Origin of the sequence: Gemmata sp. (assembly GCF_051859125.1) — a bacterium.
Taxonomy (GTDB): domain Bacteria; phylum Planctomycetota; class Planctomycetia; order Gemmatales; family Gemmataceae; genus Gemmata.
Genome location: NZ_JBHYGG010000224.1, coordinates 18,847 through 38,042 on the forward strand (window position 1 = coordinate 18,847; position 19,196 = coordinate 38,042).

General features: G+C 72.5%; 13 protein-coding genes. 5 read left to right on the forward strand and 8 right to left on the reverse strand.

Annotated features, from left to right (window positions below; translation table 11 throughout):
- Nucleotides 1-49: 49 nt before the first annotated feature.
- From ACTIGN_RS18430 to rsfS, 5 genes are all read right to left on the reverse strand, one after another.
- Nucleotides 50-1,120 (reverse strand): GTPase, encoded by a 1,071-nt coding sequence (locus tag ACTIGN_RS18430; RefSeq protein WP_439626463.1) that lies wholly within the window; start codon nt 1,118-1,120, stop codon nt 50-52.
- Complete coding sequence (locus ACTIGN_RS18435) at nt 1,117-1,878, reverse strand: type III pantothenate kinase (RefSeq protein WP_439626465.1); 762 nt, start codon at nt 1,876-1,878, stop codon at nt 1,117-1,119. The genes ACTIGN_RS18430 and ACTIGN_RS18435 overlap by 4 nt, the downstream gene beginning before the upstream one ends.
- Nucleotides 1,875-2,996 carry a GTPase ObgE gene (gene obgE, locus ACTIGN_RS18440; RefSeq protein WP_439626467.1) on the reverse strand — a complete coding sequence of 374 codons (1,122 nt, stop codon included), beginning with the start codon at nt 2,994-2,996 and terminating at the stop codon, nt 1,875-1,877. The genes ACTIGN_RS18435 and obgE overlap by 4 nt, the downstream gene beginning before the upstream one ends.
- Before the next feature lie 105 nt (nt 2,997-3,101).
- The gene (argS, locus tag ACTIGN_RS18445) at nt 3,102-4,925 is read right to left on the reverse strand and encodes an arginine--tRNA ligase (RefSeq protein WP_439626469.1); all 1,824 of its coding nucleotides are present in this window, start codon (nt 4,923-4,925) and stop codon (nt 3,102-3,104) included.
- 122 nt (nt 4,926-5,047) lie between these two features.
- Nucleotides 5,048-5,425, reverse strand: a complete 378-nt coding sequence (gene rsfS, locus ACTIGN_RS18450) for a ribosome silencing factor (protein ID WP_439626471.1) — start codon at nt 5,423-5,425, stop codon at nt 5,048-5,050.
- Between the two features lie 541 nt (nt 5,426-5,966).
- Here rsfS and ACTIGN_RS18455 point away from each other — a divergent pair.
- Nucleotides 5,967-6,971 (forward strand): phosphoglycerate dehydrogenase, encoded by a 1,005-nt coding sequence (locus tag ACTIGN_RS18455; protein ID WP_439626473.1) that lies wholly within the window; start codon nt 5,967-5,969, stop codon nt 6,969-6,971.
- Nucleotides 6,972-7,220: 249 nt separating this feature from the next.
- On the opposite strand, the gene ACTIGN_RS18460 is transcribed toward ACTIGN_RS18455, so the two are convergent.
- A complete protein-coding gene (locus ACTIGN_RS18460) occupies nt 7,221-7,631 on the reverse strand; it encodes a hypothetical protein (protein ID WP_439626475.1) in 411 nt (136 codons plus the stop codon).
- Nucleotides 7,632-7,713: 82 nt separating this feature from the next.
- Here ACTIGN_RS18460 and ACTIGN_RS18465 point away from each other — a divergent pair, with 82 nt between their 5' ends.
- The 3 genes from ACTIGN_RS18465 (at nt 7,714) to ACTIGN_RS18475 (ending at nt 14,980) form a co-directional block, all read left to right on the forward strand.
- Nucleotides 7,714-8,655: an ABC transporter ATP-binding protein gene (locus tag ACTIGN_RS18465; protein WP_439626477.1), complete on the forward strand. Its 942-nt coding sequence runs from the start codon at nt 7,714-7,716 to the stop codon at nt 8,653-8,655.
- Between the two features lie 119 nt (nt 8,656-8,774).
- A complete protein-coding gene (locus ACTIGN_RS18470) occupies nt 8,775-11,708 on the forward strand; it encodes a hypothetical protein (protein ID WP_439626479.1) in 2,934 nt (977 codons plus the stop codon).
- 1,295 nt (nt 11,709-13,003) lie between these two features.
- Complete coding sequence (locus tag ACTIGN_RS18475) at nt 13,004-14,980, forward strand: FG-GAP-like repeat-containing protein (RefSeq protein WP_439626481.1); 1,977 nt, start codon at nt 13,004-13,006, stop codon at nt 14,978-14,980.
- A gap of 198 nt (nt 14,981-15,178) precedes the next feature.
- Here the strand turns inward: ACTIGN_RS18475 and mutY are convergent, their stop codons facing one another.
- Together mutY and ACTIGN_RS18485 are read right to left on the reverse strand one after the other, a co-directional pair.
- Complete coding sequence (mutY, locus tag ACTIGN_RS18480; protein WP_439626483.1) at nt 15,179-16,276, reverse strand: A/G-specific adenine glycosylase; 1,098 nt, start codon at nt 16,274-16,276, stop codon at nt 15,179-15,181.
- A gap of 78 nt (nt 16,277-16,354) precedes the next feature.
- The gene (locus tag ACTIGN_RS18485) at nt 16,355-17,239 is read right to left on the reverse strand and encodes an FHA domain-containing protein (protein WP_439626485.1); all 885 of its coding nucleotides are present in this window, start codon (nt 17,237-17,239) and stop codon (nt 16,355-16,357) included.
- A 506-nt stretch (nt 17,240-17,745) separates the two neighbouring features.
- Between ACTIGN_RS18485 and ACTIGN_RS18490 the strand changes: the two genes are divergently transcribed.
- Nucleotides 17,746-19,002, forward strand: a complete 1,257-nt coding sequence (locus ACTIGN_RS18490; RefSeq protein WP_439626487.1) for an extracellular solute-binding protein — start codon at nt 17,746-17,748, stop codon at nt 19,000-19,002.
- Nucleotides 19,003-19,196: the final 194 nt, after the last annotated feature.

Genomic DNA, 19,196 nt, shown 5'->3' on the forward strand with positions numbered 1-19,196 from the left:
GGGTGGGGGTGCGGTGTTTTTGTATCGGTGCTGCGGCGAGCGGCCGGGTTTATCCCGGCTGTGTGAGTACGTCGCGGAGAAGCCTGACGGCTTCTCCGCGGTCGGTCGCAGCGCTCGCCGCCTCGACGCGGGCGGCGAGTTCCGGCGAGTACGGCACCGCGGCCCCGGGTGGCGGCGGATCGGGCACGAAGCGACTCACGATCGCGGCAACGAGTTCGGGAATGCCCTGGCCGGTCGTCGCGGAGACAGCCAACCCGATCAACGGCTCTGTTGCGAGGTCGGCCTTGTTCCACAGAGGCAACGACCCCGGCGAGCCGCCCGCTTCAGCGACCGGAGCCGCGCTCCCGTCCATCACCCACACGACGAGGTCGGCTTCGGCAAGTACGCGGCGGGCCCGCTCAATGCCTTCCGCCTCCAAGCCCTCCGCGTCGCGCAAGCCGGCGGTATCGGTTAACTCGACCGGCCAGCCGTCGAACGCGAGTTGCACACTGACCGCGTCGCGCGTGGTGCCCGGAACGTCCGACACGACGGTGCGCTGGTAGCCGGCGAGCGAGTTCACGAGCGAACTCTTCCCGACGTTCGGCGGTCCCGCGATCGCTACCTTCCACGGCGTCACGAGGTGGCGGCCGACGTTGGCGAACCGCCTCAACTCTTGGAGTCCGGCGAGGTCGGGTGATGCGAGGACCTGCCGCACCGCCACTTCGAACGCCCCGTGAAGCTGGTCGAGCAGAACCCCCGCGGTGCGGAGCGTCGGGGCGAGTTGCAAGAGGCGGGCGGGGGGTGTGCCCCCCCCGAGTGATTGAGGATCGCCGACCTCGGGGGGTTCACACACCCCGCTCGCAAGGAACTGGTCGATCACCCACCGCACCACGCGCCGCCCGCCGTGGCAGTGGACCTCGACACGTGATTCGCCCGTGGCCGCGAGAATCACTTCGTCGCCCGCCCCTTCACCGAGTGTGCCGAACCAGAAGCGGTGCAGTTCGGGGGCGCCCGGGAGCGGTTTACCGGCCGGTCGGAACAGCGTGCGGGCGAGTTCCCACGCCCGCGGGCCGTGCACCTCGACGGTGGCAATCGCCCCGACACCGTTGGGCGTGAGAAGTGACACAAGGGTGTCACTCATTGCAGCGCCCCGGCCGCGATGCGAATGCCTTCGAGCGTGAGTTCCGGGACCTCGGTCACCTCGTCGACGCCACGAAAGAGGTGCCTGGAGAGCGCCCCACGAGCGCCGCCGGTGATGAACAGGCGCGGCCGAGCGTATCGGGCGGCCAGGCGCTCGACGAGGAGCCCGACACCGCCCTGAACCGCAGCCGCGATTCCCGCCGCGATGGCGCCGGCCGTGTTCCGCCCCGGGGGACCGGCCGCCGGAACTTCGCCGAGATCAATGAGCGGCAACTTCGCGGTGTGGTCGTTGAGCGCCCGGCCCATGAGGCGTGGCCCGGGGAAGATCGCACCGCCCTGGAAGAGGCCGCCGGCGTCGATCACGTTCACGGTCACGGCCGTGCCGACGTCCACGGTGATGACCGGTGTCCCCGGGGGAACCATTGCCTTCGCGGCGACTGCCCCGAACAAGCGATCGAGCCCCACCTTGCCCGGTTCGTCCACGTTCACGCGAATTGGGACTTCGGACGGCGAGGTGAAGAGCGTAACGGTTCCGTGTGCCCCGGCCCACGCGACGAACCGCTCGCACGCCGGCGGGTTCACGCTGGCGACGGCCCACCGGCGGGCGGCTGACTGCGAGGGCGGGAGTTTCGCGAGTTCGGCGTCCCAGACGGCCGGTTCGTCGAGCGGGAGCCGCAGCACCTCGGCGACCCGCCCGCCCTCGCACCGGCCCCACTTCATCCGCGTGTTGCCGATGTCCACGACGACGTCGGGCGTCATGGCGCGGCCCCGTCGGCGGGCGGCGTGATGCTCGCGACTGCGGTGGTCTGGAAGTCGCTCGTGCGGACCACCGCCTCCGTGCCGAACTCGACTACGGGCTTCTTACGGGCCGCTTCCTCGGCCTCGGAGCGCTTGATCTCGGCGAGCATCTGTGCCACGCGGCCGACCACGAGTTGCAGCCCCTGACCGGTCACGGCCGAGATCAGCAGCACCTCGCGGCCCAGCTCGGCGGCGAGCTTGTCGCGGACCTCGTCGGCCCCAGTCAACTCCGCCTTGCTGACGCACACCAACTCGGGCTTGTCGCTGAGCGGGATCGTGTAGTCGTGCAGTTCCTTGCGAATCAGGTGGTAGTTCCGCACCGGGTCCGAGTCGTCGCTCGGGAACGGCTCGACGAGGTGGATCAGGACGCGGGTCCGCTCGACGTGCCGCAGGAACTCGTGCCCCAGGCCGACGCCCTGTGCGGCCCCCTCGATCAGCCCCGGGAGGTCGGCGAGCACGAAGTGAGCGTCGCCGGCGGTCACAATGCCGAGGTTCGGGTGCTTCGTGGTGAACGGGTACGACGCGATCTCCGGTGTGGCCCGCGACACCCGCGAGAGCAGCGTCGACTTGCCCGCGTTCGGGAACCCGACCAGACCGGCGTCGGCGATCACCTTGAGTTCGAGCGTGATCCAGCGCTCCTCGCCCTCCCCGCCCGGCTCGGACTCGCGCGGCGCGCGGTTCGTGCTGCTCTTGAAGTGGACGTTCCCGCGGCCCCCGCGGCCGCCCTTCGCGGCGACCAGTTCGTCGCCCGGGTTCACGAGGTCCTTCAGCACGTTGCCGCGGTCGCGGTCGCGGATGATGGTGCCGGGCGGGACGAGCAGGATCACGTCCTCGGCGTTCGCGCCGGTCTTGCGCGCGCCGCCGCCCGCGTCCCCGCTCTTGGCCTTCCAGTGCTTCTTCATCGAGAGGCCGGCGAGGTTGTCGGCGTTCGGGTCGGCCCGGATGATGATTGACCCGCCGTGCCCGCCGTCCCCGCCGTCGGGACCGCCCTTGGGCACGAACTTCTCCCGCCGGAAAGTCGCGAGCCCGCGACCGCCGTCCCCACCCTTCACGAACAGTTCCACGCGATCGACGAACATGTCTATCAGTCTCAGGTCGCGAGGTCGTCACGTCATCAGGTCGCTGCCGAAACCACCGAGGTTTTGGACCTGACGACGCGGCGACGTGTGGACCAGACGACTATTCTACATCCGCTCGACGGTCCGGATGCCGAGCAAATCGAGCGCCTGCTTGATGGCCCGGCCGACGAGATCGACCAGCAGCAGGCGGCTGTCCTTCAGTTCCGGCGACTCGGCCTTCAGCACCGGGCAGTTCTCGAAGAACCCGCTGAAGCACTTCGCGAGATCCCACAGGTACGCGGTGACGAGGTGCGGCAGGTAATCGGCCGCGGCCGCCTCGACCGCCTCCGGGAACCGCAACAGTTGCAGCGCCAGGGCACGCTCGGCCGCGTGCGTGATGACCACCATGGGCGGGTTCGCGCGGAACCCCGCCTCGTCCACATCACCGTTGCGAAAGATGCTCCGACAGCGGGCGTAGGCGTACTGCATGTACGCCGCCGTGTTGCCCTCCGTGCTCGTCATCTTGTCCGCGTCGTACACGTAATCGGTCGTGCGGTTCTGGCTCAGGTCCGCGTACTTCACGGCGGCGATTCCGATGGCCTCCGCGATGTTCCGCTTCACCTCGGGGGTGAGTTCCGGCACGTCGTGCCCGAACGACTTGCGTTCGGCGTAGCTCGCCTCGTACTTCTGCGTGCCGACAGATACGGCCTCGTCAAGCAGCGGCATGAGCTCTTCGACACCGCCATCGCGAGTCCGTTTAGGCTTCTTATCCGGCCCGAGCATCGTTCCGAATTGGACGTGCTGGTACTCGGTCTTGTCGTACCCCCAGCGTCGGGCCTGTGCGAAGATCGTCTTGAAGTGCAGCGCCTGACGCGCGTCCACGACGTACAGCATCGCGTCCGGCTTCCACGTCTCGACGCGGTACTTCACCGTCGCGAGGTCCGTCGTCGTGTAGGTGAACGCACCGTCGCGCTTGCGGATAATCGCGGGCGGCTCTTCTTTCTTCTGCTCTTCGTCGGTCTGCGGGACAACGCCCTTCGCGTTGGGGATGACCACCGCACCCTTGCTCTCGAACGCGATGCCCTTCGCGAGCATGCCCTCGACGACGCCCGGGAGCATCGGGTTGTAGAAGCTCTCGCCGAGCGCGTGGTCGATCTTCACGTCGAGGCGCTCGTAGATCGGGCGGAGCATCTCCAGGCACGCCGGCATGAACCGCTGCCACAGCACGAGGTTCTCCGCGTCGCCCGCGTGGAGCTTCGCCGTCTCCTCCTGGCACGCCTTCTTCACTGGGTCGTCGGTCGGGCCTTCGTCCTCGTCGTCGCCGGCCTTCTTGAACAACCCGCGGACGTGAACGTAGAGGCGGGCCAGTTCGCGGACCGGATCGGCCAGGAACGCGGCGTCGTCGCGACAGTGCTTGTAGCCGTACAGCAGGATGCCGAACTGGGTGCCCCAGTCGCCGAGGTGGTTGTCGCTGACGACCGTGTGGCCCAGGAAGCGGAGGATGCGGACCAGCGAGTCGCCGATGATCGTGCTGCGGAGGTGCCCCACGTGCAGCGGCTTCGCCACGTTCGGCCCGCTCAGGTCGATCACGAACGTCTTCGGCTTCGCGACCGGCTCGACGCCCAGCTTCTGATCAGTCGCGAGGCCGCGCACTTGTCCCGCGAGCCAGGTGTCCTTCAACTTCAGGTTGATGAAACCCGGTCCCGCAACCGTCGGCGGCTCGAACACGTCGCTCGCCGGGAGCTTCGCGACGATCGCCTTCGCCACGTCCTGCGGCTTCTGGCCGAGCGCCTTGCCCAGCGCCATCGCCATGTTCGCCTGGTAGTCGCCGTGCTCGGCGTTCGCCGACGGCTTCACCATGCCCAGGTAGTCCGGCACCTTGGCCCGGTCTGGTGCGACCTCGGTAATGACCGGGGCGAACAGCGAGCGGAGGTGGTGGAGGACGTTCATCGCGGACCCAGCAGATTGTCGGCCACAAAAAGGACACGTCGGCTCGGGCCGCCACCCCAGAGAGGTGCGACCCGGCCGACGGGTTCGTTATAGAAACCGCGCCCGGGCGGGACGCGGGGGTTTTACAGCTCGCTCTCCCAGTCCACCTTCTTCGCGTCGGCCCACAGCTCCTCGAGCTTGTAGTAGTCGCGGGTGTCCGGGTCGAACACGTGCATCACCACGTCGCCGTAGTCCTGCACGATCCACTTACTCGCCTCGTACCCCTCGATGCCGATGCGGGTGTCGCCCTCGGCCCGAAGGGCGGCGTCGGTCTCCTCCGCGATCGTGTGGATCTGGCGGCGACTGGTGCCGGTCGAGATGACGAAGAAGTCGAACATGGGGGTGCAGGACCGCATGTCCAGCACCAGGACGTCGCGGCCCTTGTTGTCGGCGGCGACCTTGGCCGCCACGCACGCCCGGTAAAGGGCGCTCGGGAGGCTCGTGGTGAGGGGGGCGGACACCGAGTTCACCGGGCTCAACGTTGCGGTGTTCAAGTGACCTCCTTCAGGGCATGGGGGTTGCCTCCGGAGGTCGGCGGTGCCGCGTGCAAGGTGGGAAATTCACCGTTGTCGTGGTTCTGCCTCCGGTGGCGGTCTCGCGACCGTTGCCATGCCGACTGATGCGGTGCGGACTGCCCGCAACCGACTATTACATCATCAGTCGGCACAGCCGTTCAGTCAAGGAACATGGCGCGTTTCCCCCAGTTTGTGACCACGGGCGACCGTTGGTGCCCGTTACGACCCGCACGCCCCGACCCACCGGAGCGCCCGGACCCGCCCGCGGACCGAAATCCGGGGGCCGGCCACTTGGCGAACGGACACCGTCTCCCCCCGCAAGGTTCGTTCCGCGGGTGCATACCCAACCGGACGCGATGTCGTATTCTTCTCGTGGTAGGGTATTGAGGATCGGGGCGGGGGTGCGAGAAATCGCCGCCGTGGCCCCGGTCGCGGTGCCCGCGGCCGCCCCTCCGGCCCCCGCCCCCTCACTCCCGAACCACCCGACATGAAGCGCGTCCTCATCGCCCCCGGCCCCCTGCGGGACATCGAACACGCCTTCGCCCCCACGCTCCGCGCCGCCGGGCTCCACTTCGAGTACCCGGTCCGCGAGGGGTTCGCGTTCGGGGCGATCCTCACCGAGAAGGAACTGCTCGCCCAGGTGCCCGGGTGCGCCGCGGTCCTCGCCGGCGGCGAGCCGTACACCCCCTCGACCCTCGCGACCCTCGCCGCCGCCGGGCTGAAGGTCATCGCCCGCGCCGGCGTGGGGTACGACGCGGTCAACCTCGAAGCGGCCACCGAGAACGGCATCGCCGTGTGCTTCGCCCCGGGCACGAACCAGGAGGCCGTCGCCGAGCACGCCTTCGCCATGATCCTCGGGATGCTCCGCGAGGTCCGGTCCCAGGACATCGCGATCCGGGCCGGGAAGTGGCCGCGGAAGGCCGTGTCGTTCGCCCGCACCACCACGCTGGGCATCGTCGGCCTGGGGCGGATCGGCAAGGCGATGGCGACCCGCGCGAACGCCTTCGGCATGAACGTCCTCGCCGCCGAGATCGCCCCCGACGTCGGGTTCTGCGAGACCCACAAGGTCGAACTCGTGCCGTTCGAGGAGCTGCTGGCGCGGGCCGACGTGGTCACCCTCCACGTCCCGAAAACCCCGCTGACGAGGAACATGATCCGCAAGGAGACGCTGGCGCTGATGAAGCCGTCGGCGCTGGTCATCAACACGAGCCGCGGCGGGGTCGTCCACGAGGCCGACCTGTACGACGCGCTGAAAACCAACCGGATCGCCGGGGCCGGGCTCGACGTGTTCGAGAAGGAGCCGCTGGCCGGCAGCCCGCTGTGCGATCTGGACAACGTGCTGCTCACGGCCCACACCGCCGGGGTGGACAAGAAGTCCCGCGAGGACATGGCCCTGGTCGCGGCCCAGGGGATCGCGAAGCTGCTGAGCGGTGAGTGGCCCGCCGACTGGGTCGTAAACCCCGAGGTGAAGGACAAGTTCTTCGCCCGCTGAGTCACGTCGCCGGCGGCGGCTCAGGTGTTTGCTCGGTGGGCGGCGGCTGCGGAACGCTGTCGTTGCCCGCACGTTCCGCCAACCGGGCCGGCCCCCAGATGTGCGCGGTCCCCGGCTTCCGCTCCTCGGGCGTGCGCGGGATGAGGGGCTCATATCCCACAAGATCCGGTGCGTCGTCCGGCTTCTGCGGGGCCGGGGGGCGCCGGCCTGGGATTCTCGATCGACGCTTCTCGGGGTCAGTAGACACGCTTAATCCTCCAGACGAATGCTCGCGACTGCCAATATCTCATCCCCTTGCATCAGTCGGAATTCGTAAAGCCCTGGGACGTCGAACGGAACACGCCGGAGATGCCAGGCACGGGACATCGTTCGTCGGTCGCTCCCAAATGGCGCGATCAAGGGGCCGTAAGCCGTGATCAGTTCCTCGGAAAATTCATCGTCGCCGGTAATTCGAACGACATCAATCCAGAATTCGTGTCCGTCCTCTCCTTCGAGCCTCGCGGACACCCACAGATCGATTCCGGCGAGCGGGTACGTCTCGCCGGCCTCCGGACCGAGCTGGAACACGACGTTGTGCAGGGAGTACGGCGCGACCGGGTCGCCGAGGTCGTAGCTCGCCCGCCGGCACAGCACGAAGTGGTAGACGACCACCGGTTCCATGAAAGCGCCCCGCGCCCGTTTCGGTAGTATTGTACCACTGACCGGGGGCGGGGCGGCCCTCCCGGGGGCCGCCGAGGGGTGCATGTCCGACGACGCGATCGTGACCGAGCAGGTGGTGGTGCGGTACCGCGGGAAGGCGGCCCTCGACGGGCTCGACCTCCGCGTCCCCCGCGGGGCCGTGTTCGCCTTCCTGGGCGACAACGGCGCGGGCAAGACCACCACGATGAAGATCCTCACCGGCCTGGCCCCGGCCGACACCGGTCGCGCCGCCATCCTCGGCCGCGACTGCTGGTCCCGGGCCACCGAGCTGCGGCACCTCGTCGGGTACGTGCCCGAGCGGCCCCGGTTCTACGACTGGATGACCGTCGCCGAGATCGGGTGGTTCGCCGGGTCGTTCCACCGCCCGGGGTTCCTCGCCCGGTACCGCGAGTGGGGCGACCGCCTCGGCCTCGACCAGTCGAAGAAGCTCCGCGACCTCTCGAAGGGCGGGTACGCCCGGGTCGGCCTCGCGCTCGCGCTGGCCCCGGACCCCGAGGTGCTGCTCCTCGACGAGCCCACGTCCGGGCTCGACCTGCTCACCCGCCGCGAGTTCCTCGCCGGGCTCACCGAACTCGCCGCCGCGGGCCGCACCGTCCTGATTTCGAGCCACTCGATCGCCGAACTGGAGCGGGCCTGCACCCACGTCGGGCTGCTCCGCGACGGGCGGATGATCCTCTCGGCCCCGCTCGACGACCTGCGCCGCACGGTCCGCCGGTTCAGCCTGCGGTTCGCCGGGCAGCCCCCGGACCCGGCCCCGCTGGGCACCGTGCTGGAGCGGAACGGGACCGGCCGGTTCTGGCAGGCGCTGGTGCAGGACCCCGACCCGGCGGCCGTCGCCGCGCTCCGGGCCGCGCCGGGCGTCAGCGACTTCGAGGACTCGCAGGTCGCGCTCGAAGAGGTGTACGCCGCCCTGATGGCCCGCGGCCCGACCGGCGCGCCGGCGGCCGGCGGCATCCCGATGGTGCGGAAGGTCGGTCCCGGCTAGGCCGAAGCACAAAATTCGAAGCACGAAGCACGAAACACACAATCCGAACAAGACCCCGCGCGCCGGATTCTTCCTTTCGGATTTCGTGCTTCGAATTTATCTTCGTCGTGGTGGGTGCCATGATTCGCGCCGTCGTCTGGAAGGAACTCCGCGAGCAGGGGCTGATCGGGCTGGCGCTCGTGGCCCTCGGGTCGGGCGTGCTCGCCGCCGCGGCCGCCCTCGCCGACCCGCCCGCCGAGGGCGCGCGGGCGGGCGACGTGGTCCGCCACCTCGGGCTCGGGCTGCTCGCCACCCTCATGCTGTGCGTGACCGCCGGAATGGTGTGCGGCGGGGCCGTGTTCGCCGCCGAGCGCGAGGCCGGGACCATGGGGTTCCTCGACGCGCTGCCCGCGGCCCGGTGGCGGCTGTGGCGCGCGAAGGTGGCCGCCGGCACCGGCCTCGCCGCGGCGCAGGTCGGGGCGCTCCTCGCGGTCGCCGCGGCCCTCGGGCTCGTCCCCACCCTCGGGTGGGCGCGGGCCGCGGCCGTGTTCGCGATGCTGTCGTTCGTGTGGGGCGTGTTCGGGTCCACCGTCTCGCGCACGACGCTCGGCGCGATCGGGGCCGCGATCCCCGGGGCGCTGGCCGCGGCCGTCGCCTCCCTCGTGCCCGTCACCCTGGTCCTGGCGACGTTCGCCCACGACCCGGCCGGCCCGGCCCTGCGGCCGGCCGCGGCGGCGGCGTTCCTGGGGTTCATGCTCGTCGCCCCACTCGGCCTGTCCGCGTGGGTGTTCACCCGGCCCGACCGGCTCCGGGCCGCCGACGACGAGGCCGCGGACGTGCCCCGGGAGGCGCGGGCGCGGTCCCGCCCCCGCGCGGGGGGCCGCGCGCTGGTGTGGCTGGGGCTCCGCCAGCTCCGCGGCCCGGCCGCCGCGCTCGCGGGGTTCGCGCTCGTGTTCGGCCTCGGGCTGCTGGCCCGCGACGCCCGCCCGGTCCTCGTGTGGCCCGGCCTGGCGCTGGCCGCCGGCACCCTCGCCGGGGTGACCGCGTTCGCCGACGAGCAGACCCGCGGGGTCGCCCGGTTCTGGGGCGAGCAGCGGCTCCCGCTGGGCCGCGCGTGGGCCGCGAAGGTCGGGCTCCACTTCCTCCTGTGCCTCGCGCTGCTCCTGGTCCTCGCGGCCCCGGCGATCGGCCGCGCCCAGGTCCTCGACCGCGCGGCCGTGCGGGAGCACACGGCCCTGGCCGTCGTGTTCCGGTCGCCGCTGTTCGACGAACTCGGCCGCCACGCGTGGAAGTACCTCCTGGTGCCGGCCGTGTACGGGTTCGCCGCCGGGCACCTGTGCGGGCTCCTGTTCCGGAAGCTGGTGGTGGCGTGCGGGGTGGCCGGGATCGTCGGCGGCGCGGGCGCGGTCGCGTGGGGGCCGTCGCTCCTGGCCGGCGGCGTCTGGGCCTGGCAACTGTGGCTCCCGCCCGCGCTGCTCCTGGCGACCGCACGGGCCCTCGTCCACCCGTGGGCCACCGACCGGCTCGGGGCGCGCGGCCCCCTGGTCCGGCTCGCGGCCGGCGGGCTGGCCGCCGCCGCCGCACTGGGGGCCGGCCTCGCGTACCGGGTCCTGGAGGTCCCCGACCGGCCCGACGCGGAGGCCGACGTCGCGTACGTCGCCGCGCTCCCGCCGCTCGACACGAACCGCGGGGGCACCGCGTTCCGCAACGCCGTCGAGCGACACGCCCGGGTCGCCGCCGCGCTGGCCGGAGAGGCCGACGGCGGCCCGCCCCCGCCGCAGCGCCGCCCCCGGGTCGAGGACCGGCTCAGCGAGGTGATCGTGAAGGGGTGGCCGACCGGCGACGCCGAGCTGGCCGCCTGGTTGGACCGGGTGTACGCCCCCGACCCGACCGACGAGCCCTGGTACGCCACCGCCGGGGCCGCCGCCGCGCTGCCCGTCGGCGTGTTCGAGTACCCGCAACTGATCGGCGTGGCCGGCCCCCGCGACGCGGCCCTCGTCGGCTCGCACCGGATGGCCCTCACGATCCTGGCCCGCGGGCTCCGGGCGCAGGCCGCCGGCGACCCGGACGCGTTCGCCGCGGCGTTCCGGGTCGCGGTCGCCCTGGCGCGGACCCTGCGGAACGGGTCCATCGTCGCGGCGTACCACGCGGGCCGCCTCGTCGAGGAGGCCGCCCTCCAGGCGCTCGACCGGTGGCTCGAGGCGCTCCCCCCGCAGGCCGGGCCGGTCCGGGCCGCGCTGGCCCCGTTCCCCGCACTCGGGGCCGCCGCCGCGGCCGGGTTCGACCGCCCCGACCTGCTCCGCGCCCTGATCGCCGACCTGGAGCCCGGCGACCCGACCGGGCCGTTCGACCCGGTCCCGCACTTCCTGTCCGAGCGGTACGTGATCCGCGAGGCGATGGCCTCCCCGGCCCAGTGGCTGCCGAACGTCCTCGGCACCCAGGACCGCACCGCCCCCGCCCCCGAGGCGCAGCCGCCCGAGGTCGAGCTGGTCTCGATGGCCTGGGCCGTCCCCTGGGAGCGGGAGCGGACCCGGCGGCTGCTCGGGCTCGGGTTCGAGACCGGCCTGCCGGCCGACCCCGGGCTCATCTCCGGCCGGCCCGGGGCCGCGCTGCTGATCCGCCCGCGGCTCCCGGCCGAGCTGGCCGACGTCGAGCGGGGCCTGCGGTCGCACCGGCGGGCCGCCCTGCTGAAGCTCGCCCTCCGGGCGCACCGCGCCGAACTCGGCCGGTACCCCCCCGACGACGGGCGGCCCGACCCGCTCGGCGCGCTGGTCGAGCGCGGGTACCTGCGGCGCGTCCCCCCGGACGCCTTCGACGAGGCGCGGGGGTTCGGCTACCGGGTCGGTCCCCCGGGGGGCGAGGCCTTCCGGCCGCCGCCGCGGGGGCTCGGGGGCCGCGCCACGCGCGCCGGCGACGCCCCCGGTGCCTACGTCCTCCCCGAGGGGCACGCGATGCTCTGGTGCGCCGGCCCGGCCCGCGGCGGCCCCGGCGCGCCGCCCCCGGGCCCCGGGGCGGGCGGCTCGCTCCGGCCCGAGGACCTCGTCTACCTCGTGCCCCACGGCCCGGTCCCCTGACCCGATCGGGTCCCCGGCGTCGGGGTCGATGCCGAGGTCGGCGAGCATGAGGTCGGCGAGGACCGCGGCAACGGCCACCGCCCCGCGGCTCGTGGCCGGGTCGCGGGAGCGGATCTGGGTCTGGAGCCAGCGCATGCCGGCCCTTGACAGGGCGTCCATCGTCGCACGTCCGGGTTGAGGGTGTGGTCGCGAGGTGATCTGCGAACGGGCCGAGCGGCCCTGGAAGATAAGTGCGCAACGCCCCGGGCGGCGTCAAACCATTCGTGCGAGATTTGTAGAGAACCGGAGCACCGGTGGCGGGCCGAGTAGGTGCCAGGTGGGTGAGAAATGTGGTCGCCCCTCACCCGCCGCGCCCCACCTCGCCCCGTTCCTACGGGGAGAGGTCGCGACGAGTCTTCGAGTCGCGGGTGAGGGGCAACTACCCGTCTCGCGTTCCGGTCACATCTGCACCACCGGTGATCTCGTAGCCCAGCCGCTTTCACCCGCCCCGCGGCCTCACCCCGGCTTCAGCGCCTTCGCGATCGCGTCGGTCGTGCGCCTCTCGTTCCCGGGGTTCACCCGGCACCAGTCGGACAGGTTCCCCTCGGTCACTTTCCGCGCAAAGCCCCGCGGGCGGGGGCGTGTCCCGCGGCGCACCACCGCCGCGCCAACCGGTACAACCGGCAGGGTTTCGCGCCCGCGGGTCGTGCGGGCTCGCCGCGTGCGGCAAGGGGGATAGGATGTGTCGGTCGCGCCGCAAAGTCCGGTCGTCGGGCGTGGGGAAAGTAGACGGCCCCACGTTATGACTTTTTGCCGTCCGCCACTTCAATAATGTTAATCTATACTGCCTGGAGAAACTATTCGCCCGCTTAATAACCGGCCCAGATAGAATTATCAATTCGCGCCGGCGATTTGACACTCCCGGAGGAACCGTTCTAGGTATATAGTGTGACGCGGGGCACCCGCCCCGGCCGCCGGAAGCGAGCGGCCGGGGGGCGGGTGCCGCGGGAAGGACGCCCGCCGGACCCGGTACGGCAGCGCCCCGTTCGTACCCCATCGATTCGATCCAGACCGTACGCCCCTCCCGGTCGCCGAGCGACCCGCGGAGCCCGTCCGCCCCGCGTCGTTCGCGGGCCGGACCGACCGGACACCCCGGGCGTCCCGGTGCGTGCGCCCCTGCGCACTCGCTGGAGAACCGCACCGGGCGTCGGCCGTAAGGACGCAGCCGGCGGCTTTCAGTCCTCCCCCACCGGGCCGGGTCCGACGGGCGCAAGTAGGCGCACCGCGGGCCGCCGGCGGGGACGGCAGAGGCCCCGATGACCACGCCCGTTCGCCCGACCGGTACCCGACTGGGGCTCGAGGCCCTGGAGGCCCGCGAGGTGCCGGCGATCACGCTGGCGTTCGACTTCACCCTCGACCTCCGCGCCAACGGCGGGTCCGGGTTCTTCGAGGACAACCCCGGGGCCAAGGCCGTGCTCCGGCAGGTCGGCCAGGAGATGGGGGGCCGGGTCTCGGCCAGCCTCTCGGCCATCGCCCCGTCCGGCGGAAACGCGTGGACCGCCGGGTTCTACAACCCGAACACCGGCCAGCAGTTCACCATCCCCAACCTGAGCGTCGCGGCGAACACGCTCGTCGTGTACGTCGGCGGGCGGGCCATGCCCGGGGCCACGGCGGCCCAGGGCGGGTCCGGCGGGTACGGGTGGTCCGGGTCGGCCGCGTGGGGCTCGACCGTCGCGACCCGCGGGTGGTCCGGGTTCGCGCCGTGGGGCGGGAGCCTGGCGTTCGACACCACCGAGTCGTGGTACTTCGGGACGACCACGTCGGGCCTCACGGCGACCGGCACCGACTTCTACTCGGTCGCCACCCACGAACTCGGCCACCTGCTCGGGATCGGCACCGCGCCCCAGTGGTTCTCGAAGGTTCGAAACGGCACGTTCACCGGGGCGAACTCGGTGGCGACGTACGGGGGTGCCGCCCCGGTCTCCTCCGACTCGGCGCACTGGGCCACCAACACGACGTACGGCGGGCAGCCCGCGGCCATGGCCCCGGTGCTCCAGCACGGGGTGCGGCACACGTGGACGTCCCTCGATCAGGCGGCGCTGCTCGACGTCGGCTGGGGGGCCGTGTCGCCGGTCACGCCGCCGACCACGCCGCCCGTTACGCCGCCTCCGCCCCCACCTCCTCCGCCCCCGCCCCCACCGGTGAGCACGGGCGTGCCGCCGGTGCTGGTGTCCGGGTCGGCCGGGCAGGTCGCCATGTACGCCCGCGACGGGACCGGGGCCCTCGCCTACGCGGGGAAGACGTTCACGCCGTTCGCGGGGTACACCGGTACCGTCCGCACCGCGGTGGGCGACTTCAACGGCGACGGCGTGGCCGACTACGCCTTCACGACCGGGGCGGGGCGGGTGGCGCGGACCCGGATCATCGACGGGGCGACGAACGCCACGATGGTCGGCCCGACCCTGGTCGTGGGCGGGTTCACCGGCGGCGCGTACGTCGCGGCCGGCGACGTCAACGGGGACGGCCGCGACGAGCTGGTCGTGTCCGCGGACCGGGGCCGGGCGCCGCTGGTCGAGGTGTACACGGTGTCGGGCGGGCAGTTGGTGAAGACGTTCGCGTTCGCCCCGTTCGGGCGGGGGAACCGGAACGGGGTGCGGGTCGCGCTCGGGGACCTGAACCGCGACGGCCGCGCCGACCTGATCCTCGGGACCGGGGCCGGGATGGCCCCGCGGGTCGCGCTCTACGACGGGGCCGCTCTCGCCGCGGGCCGGGCCGCCACGCTGCGGCCGTCGTTCCTCGGGTTCGACCAAGCGGTGCGGTCCGGGGTGAACGTCTCGGCGGGCGACATCGACGGCGACGGGTACGACGACCTGATCGTGTCGCAGGACGCGGGCGGCGCGTCGCTGGTGCGGGTGTGGTCCGGGGCCACAATCGCCGCGAACCCCGGGACCGCGGTGTCGGGGCTGACCCCGCTCCAGGAGTTCTACGCGAACGGCACGGCGGACACGAGCGGCATCCGGGTGGCGACCCGCGACCTCGACTCCGACGGGCGGGCCGAGCTGGTGACGTCGGCCGCGGGCGGGTCCGCGAGCTGGGTCCGGGTGCTGTCGGTGACGAGTTCGTCGGTCGCGGCCCTGGAGACCGTGTTCCCGTTCTCGACCGGGGCGGTGGTGGCGTCGCAGATCACCGTCCCGGCGGACCGCGGGGCCGACCTGTGGTTCCCGCCGAGCGGCCCGTGCCTGTGCTGCCGCCCGACGGTCGCGGCCCCGATGTGCTCGCGGGTGTCCGGGTGACCGGGTGGGGTGCGCCCGCTGGTGGCCCTGTTGAAACGCTCTTGGGATACGCAGGAACTGATTGGCGGGCCGCCACGGAGGGCGGCCCCTACCGAGCCTTTTGCCTTTGGTTTGTAGGGGCCGCCCTCCGGGGCGGCCCGCGTGAGGGCAACGACTTCAGCACCGCACCCGCTGTTGGAACTCGGGCTATCGGCGCTCTCACGCCCCGCCGCTCGCCAGGTGCGTCATCAGCTTCCGCTGCGGGGCGCTCACGGGGTAGTCGGCGAGTTCGTCGGGGGTCACCCACTTCGCCTCGGCGTACGCTCCGGGAGCGAACGCGCCCCTCGGGGCGGTCGCCCCGACGACCGCGAGCGTGATGCGGAACCGCGTGACGCTGTGGCGGATCGTCGCGACCTCCGCCCCCGGAGTCACCGCGAGGCCGGTCAGCGCCCTCGCGACGCGCACCGCCGACTCGGCCAGCGGTTCGCCCGCGAGGCGCTCGGCGTGCGGCACCTCCCACATGTTCTGCCACCGGCCCGCGTCGGCCGGCCGCCGGCACAGCAGCACCTTCCCCCCGCGGCGGACCACCACGCCGACCTCGCTCACCTCGGTGACCACCGGCTGCTTCTTCGGCGGGGGGATCTGCTCCTGGAGCGCGTCGCGGTTAGCGACGCAGGCAGCCGCGAGCGGGCACCGGTCGCACGCCGGTTTCGCCGGGGTGCAGACGAGCGCCCCGAGTTCCATGAGCGCCTGGTTGAAGTCGCCGGCCCGCTCCGCGGGCAGCACCGCCTCGGCCGCGGCCCACACCCACGCCTTGCCGGCCCCCTCGCGCGGGTCGCCGCGGTAGCCGAACAGGCGGGCCAGCACCCGCAGGCTGTTCGCCTCGACGATCGGCAGCCGGCGGTCGAACGCCTGCGACAGCACGGCCCCCTGGATGTACCGGCCGACGCCGGGCAGCGCGAGCCACGCGGCGGGGTCGTCGGGGAGCGCGCCGCCGTGGCCCGCGACGAGCCGCTTGGCCGCGGCGTGCAGGTGCCGGGCGCGGCGGTAGTACCCGAGCCCCTCCCAGAGCTTCAGCACGCGCTGCTCGTCGGCCGCCGCGAGCGCCGCGACGGTGGGGAACGCGGCGACGAACCGGTGGAAGTAGGGCACGACGGCGGCCACGGTCGTCTGCTGGAGCATGACCTCGCTGACCCAGATGCGGTACGGGTCGCGGTCGGCCCGCCAGGGCAGGTCGCGGCGGTGCGCGTCGAACCAGTCGAGGAGGCGGGGGGCGACGGGGGGGAGCGGCGGTACGGGGGACGGGTCGCGCGTCACGGTGGGGACCGGGCCTCGGGAAATGAACGCGGGAGGCCGGTGCCCCCCGTGATGTCGCGCTCCGGATCGACCGCCCCGCTACTTCGGGCGGCGGAGGAGCTTCTTGAGGATGTCGTTGGCGGCGGTGGACATCTCCTCGCGGCTGGTGGCCTTCTTCTGGCCCTTGTCGTCGCCGGGCTTGCCGCCCGCCTTGGAGTCCGGGGCGACCACCGAGGGCATCTCCATCACGGTGCTGCCGTCCGGCACCTCGTCGTCGTCGTCCATGCCCAGGAGCGCGGCGGCGATGCTGTCCGGGTCGTCGTCGCCGGCGTCGGCGGTGATCTTCGTGGGCGCTTCGGGCTTGGGCGCGGGGGGCTTGGGGGCCGGCTTCGGGGCGGACGGGGCGGCCTTGAGCGCCGCGGCCTCCTTCGAGCCGGTGAGGTTGGTGCCGCCGCCCTTCGAGTCGTCGGGCAGGCCGGGCCGCCCCTTGGCCGGGGTGGGCCGCAACACGGCGGGGTTCGGGGTCGGGTCGCGCTGGGGCTTGGCGCCGGGGTTCGGGGTGTTGTCGCGGGACCGGGGCGGGGGGGCCATGGTCGCGTCCCCCGCGACCGCCTTGACCGCGTCGAGCGCCTCGCGGCCGCCGGCCGTCGGGAACGGCGTCCCGTCCTTCGCCTCGGTCTCGACCCCGGCCTCCTGCTCGACGCGGAGCCGGAAGTCGAGCGGGCCGACCATCACGAGGGTGCCGTCCTCGACCGGCACCTCTTCGCCGCGGACCAGCACGTCGTTCACGAGCGTGCCGTTGGTGCTCCCGTAGTCGACGAGGAACACGTTATCGTCCCGCACGATGATCCCGCAGTGCTTCTTGCTGATCGCCTGGCTGGCGGGCCGCAGGTTGCACTGGGCCTCGCGGCCGATGGTGAACTGCGGGCTGTTGATGGGGATCACCTTTCCCTGGTGGGACCCCGACGCCACAACCAAACTCACCTTCATATCTTGGCCCGCCTGGTGTGCTGATTGACGGTGGTTGTGCAGCGCGAACCCAGCGCGCCCCCGGAGCGTATCAGAGTGCGGGACGGCCCAACGCCCCCGCAAGTTTTCGAGCATGATCGGTTGCAAACGAGTTGCCGCCGATCCTCGGCTCGGAGAAGTTCCCGAAATATGGTGCGGCGAGTGCGGGGAGACCATCCACTCAATTCCGCTACGCCATCTTAGACCACGGACTCCATCCGATGCAACAACCACTCCCGCCGAATCTTCGAGCGGATCGCGGCCGGTGTCGCCGTTTCGGCCAACGCGTGTGGCACCCCCGGGCGCTCGCGGCGGCCGGTCTCCTGCTTGTAGCGGGGTGCGGCGAAGAGTCTAGCCGGAACACCGGGCCGGCGGCGAGACCTTACACCAACACGTCTCTCATTTTGTCGTGTCCGGAGCCGGATTTTGCGACAGTTGTCACCCCGATCGTGAACAGTTGGGCGGCCCGCACGGGGGCCAAGGTGACGGTCCGGACCGGGCCGATGGCACCGGGCGACGACGCCGACCTCGGCATCATTCCGGCTGCGGAGTTCGGCACCTGGGCGGGCCGCGACGACCTCGCACCGGTGCCGCCGGCGCTGCGGGCGTCGGACCACCCGTTCCAGTGGGCGGGCGTGCTCCCGGCGTACCGCGAGCACCTGATCGAGTGGGGCGGGCAGGCCCGGGCCGTTCCACTGGCGGGCGACGGGGCCGTAGTGGTGTATCGGGCCGACCGGCTCGCCGACCCGCAGTTCGTTGCCGCGTTTCGCACGGCCCACGGCCGCGACCCGGCCGCCCCGGCCAGTTGGGAGGACTTTGCGGCGCTCGCCGCCGCCATCGCCGGCCCCGACCGCAAGCCGAGCTTGCCGCCGCTGACCGGCCCCCAGGCGGCCGACCTATTCTTCCGCGTTGCCGCGTGCTTCGACCGCCAGAGCGCGACCGAGACCTCCGCGAAGACCGGCCCCGGCCTGGGCTCGGTGTCGTTCCTCCACGACGTTCAGACGGGCGAGCCGCGGTTGAGCGCCCCCGCGTTCGCCGCGGCCGCGGCGTGGCTCGGCGCGCTCCCCAAGGCGCCCGCCGGGCCGGCCGACCCGGTCGCCGCACTCGCAAAGGGGGACGCGGCGCTCGCGGTGCTGACGCTGCCGCAGTTGGCGAAGCTCCCGCGAGAGAACGGCCGCGTGCCGGACCGGTTCGGGGTCGCGCCGCTGCCGGGCACCCGCCAGTTCTACGACCCCGACAAGAAGCAGCTCGTGCCCGCCGGGACGCCGAACTACGTCCCGTTCTACTCGGGCGGGCGGCTCGGCGTGGTGCGAGTGCGGTGCGCGACGCCGGACGCGGCGTTCGACCTGCTCGCCGAGCTGGGCGGCCCGACGCGGAGCCTGGAGCTGCTCGGGGTGCCGGGGCTCGGCGCCGGCCCGTTCCGGCAGGCGCACCTGGAGCGGGACCGGATCGCGGCGTGGCTCGGGTACGGGTTCGACGCCGAGCGGTCCAAGGCGCTCCAGGAGGCGCTGCGGCAGTACGCCCGGCCCGAGGTGCGAAACCCGGCCTACGGGCTCCGCGGCCCGGACCAGGCCCCGCTGCTCGCGGCCGCGGCCGACGCGCTGGGCAAGGTCGCCGTTGGAGCGGTGCCGGCCGACGCGGGACTGAAAGAGTTGATCGCTGCGTGGGGCCGGATCGACGAGAAGACCCCTCAGGAGACCCGGCTCCGCTGGCGCAAGCTCTCCGCCGGGGTGAACTGAAGTTGTGCGTCGAAACCTGCCGAGATCCGCCGGACGTGTCTGGCGGGCCGCCACCGGGGGGGGGCCCCACCCCAGACATGGGGGGGGTTTTTTTGTCACGGCCGGCCACCTGCCCCGAAAAATGGGGGGGGGGGGCGGCGGCGGCGCGGGCGGCGGCGGCGCCGCCGCCGGAGAGGGAGGCGCTATAGGAGGCA

Coding starts and splice junctions, on each gene's coding strand:
- ACTIGN_RS18470 (WP_439626479.1), top strand. CDS start 8,775: ATGATTCGCGCCGTCGTCTGGAAGGAACTCCGCGAGCAGGGGCTGATC.
- ACTIGN_RS18435 (WP_439626465.1), bottom strand. CDS start 1,878: ATGACGCCCGACGTCGTCGTGGACATCGGCAACACGCGGATGAAGTGG.
- ACTIGN_RS18475 (WP_439626481.1), top strand. CDS start 13,004: ATGACCACGCCCGTTCGCCCGACCGGTACCCGACTGGGGCTCGAGGCC.
- ACTIGN_RS18465 (WP_439626477.1), top strand. CDS start 7,714: ATGTCCGACGACGCGATCGTGACCGAGCAGGTGGTGGTGCGGTACCGC.
- ACTIGN_RS18460 (WP_439626475.1), bottom strand. CDS start 7,631: ATGGAACCGGTGGTCGTCTACCACTTCGTGCTGTGCCGGCGGGCGAGC.
- ACTIGN_RS18430 (WP_439626463.1), bottom strand. CDS start 1,120: ATGAGTGACACCCTTGTGTCACTTCTCACGCCCAACGGTGTCGGGGCG.
- ACTIGN_RS18455 (WP_439626473.1), top strand. CDS start 5,967: ATGAAGCGCGTCCTCATCGCCCCCGGCCCCCTGCGGGACATCGAACAC.
- argS (WP_439626469.1), bottom strand. CDS start 4,925: ATGAACGTCCTCCACCACCTCCGCTCGCTGTTCGCCCCGGTCATTACC.
- obgE (WP_439626467.1), bottom strand. CDS start 2,996: ATGTTCGTCGATCGCGTGGAACTGTTCGTGAAGGGTGGGGACGGCGGT.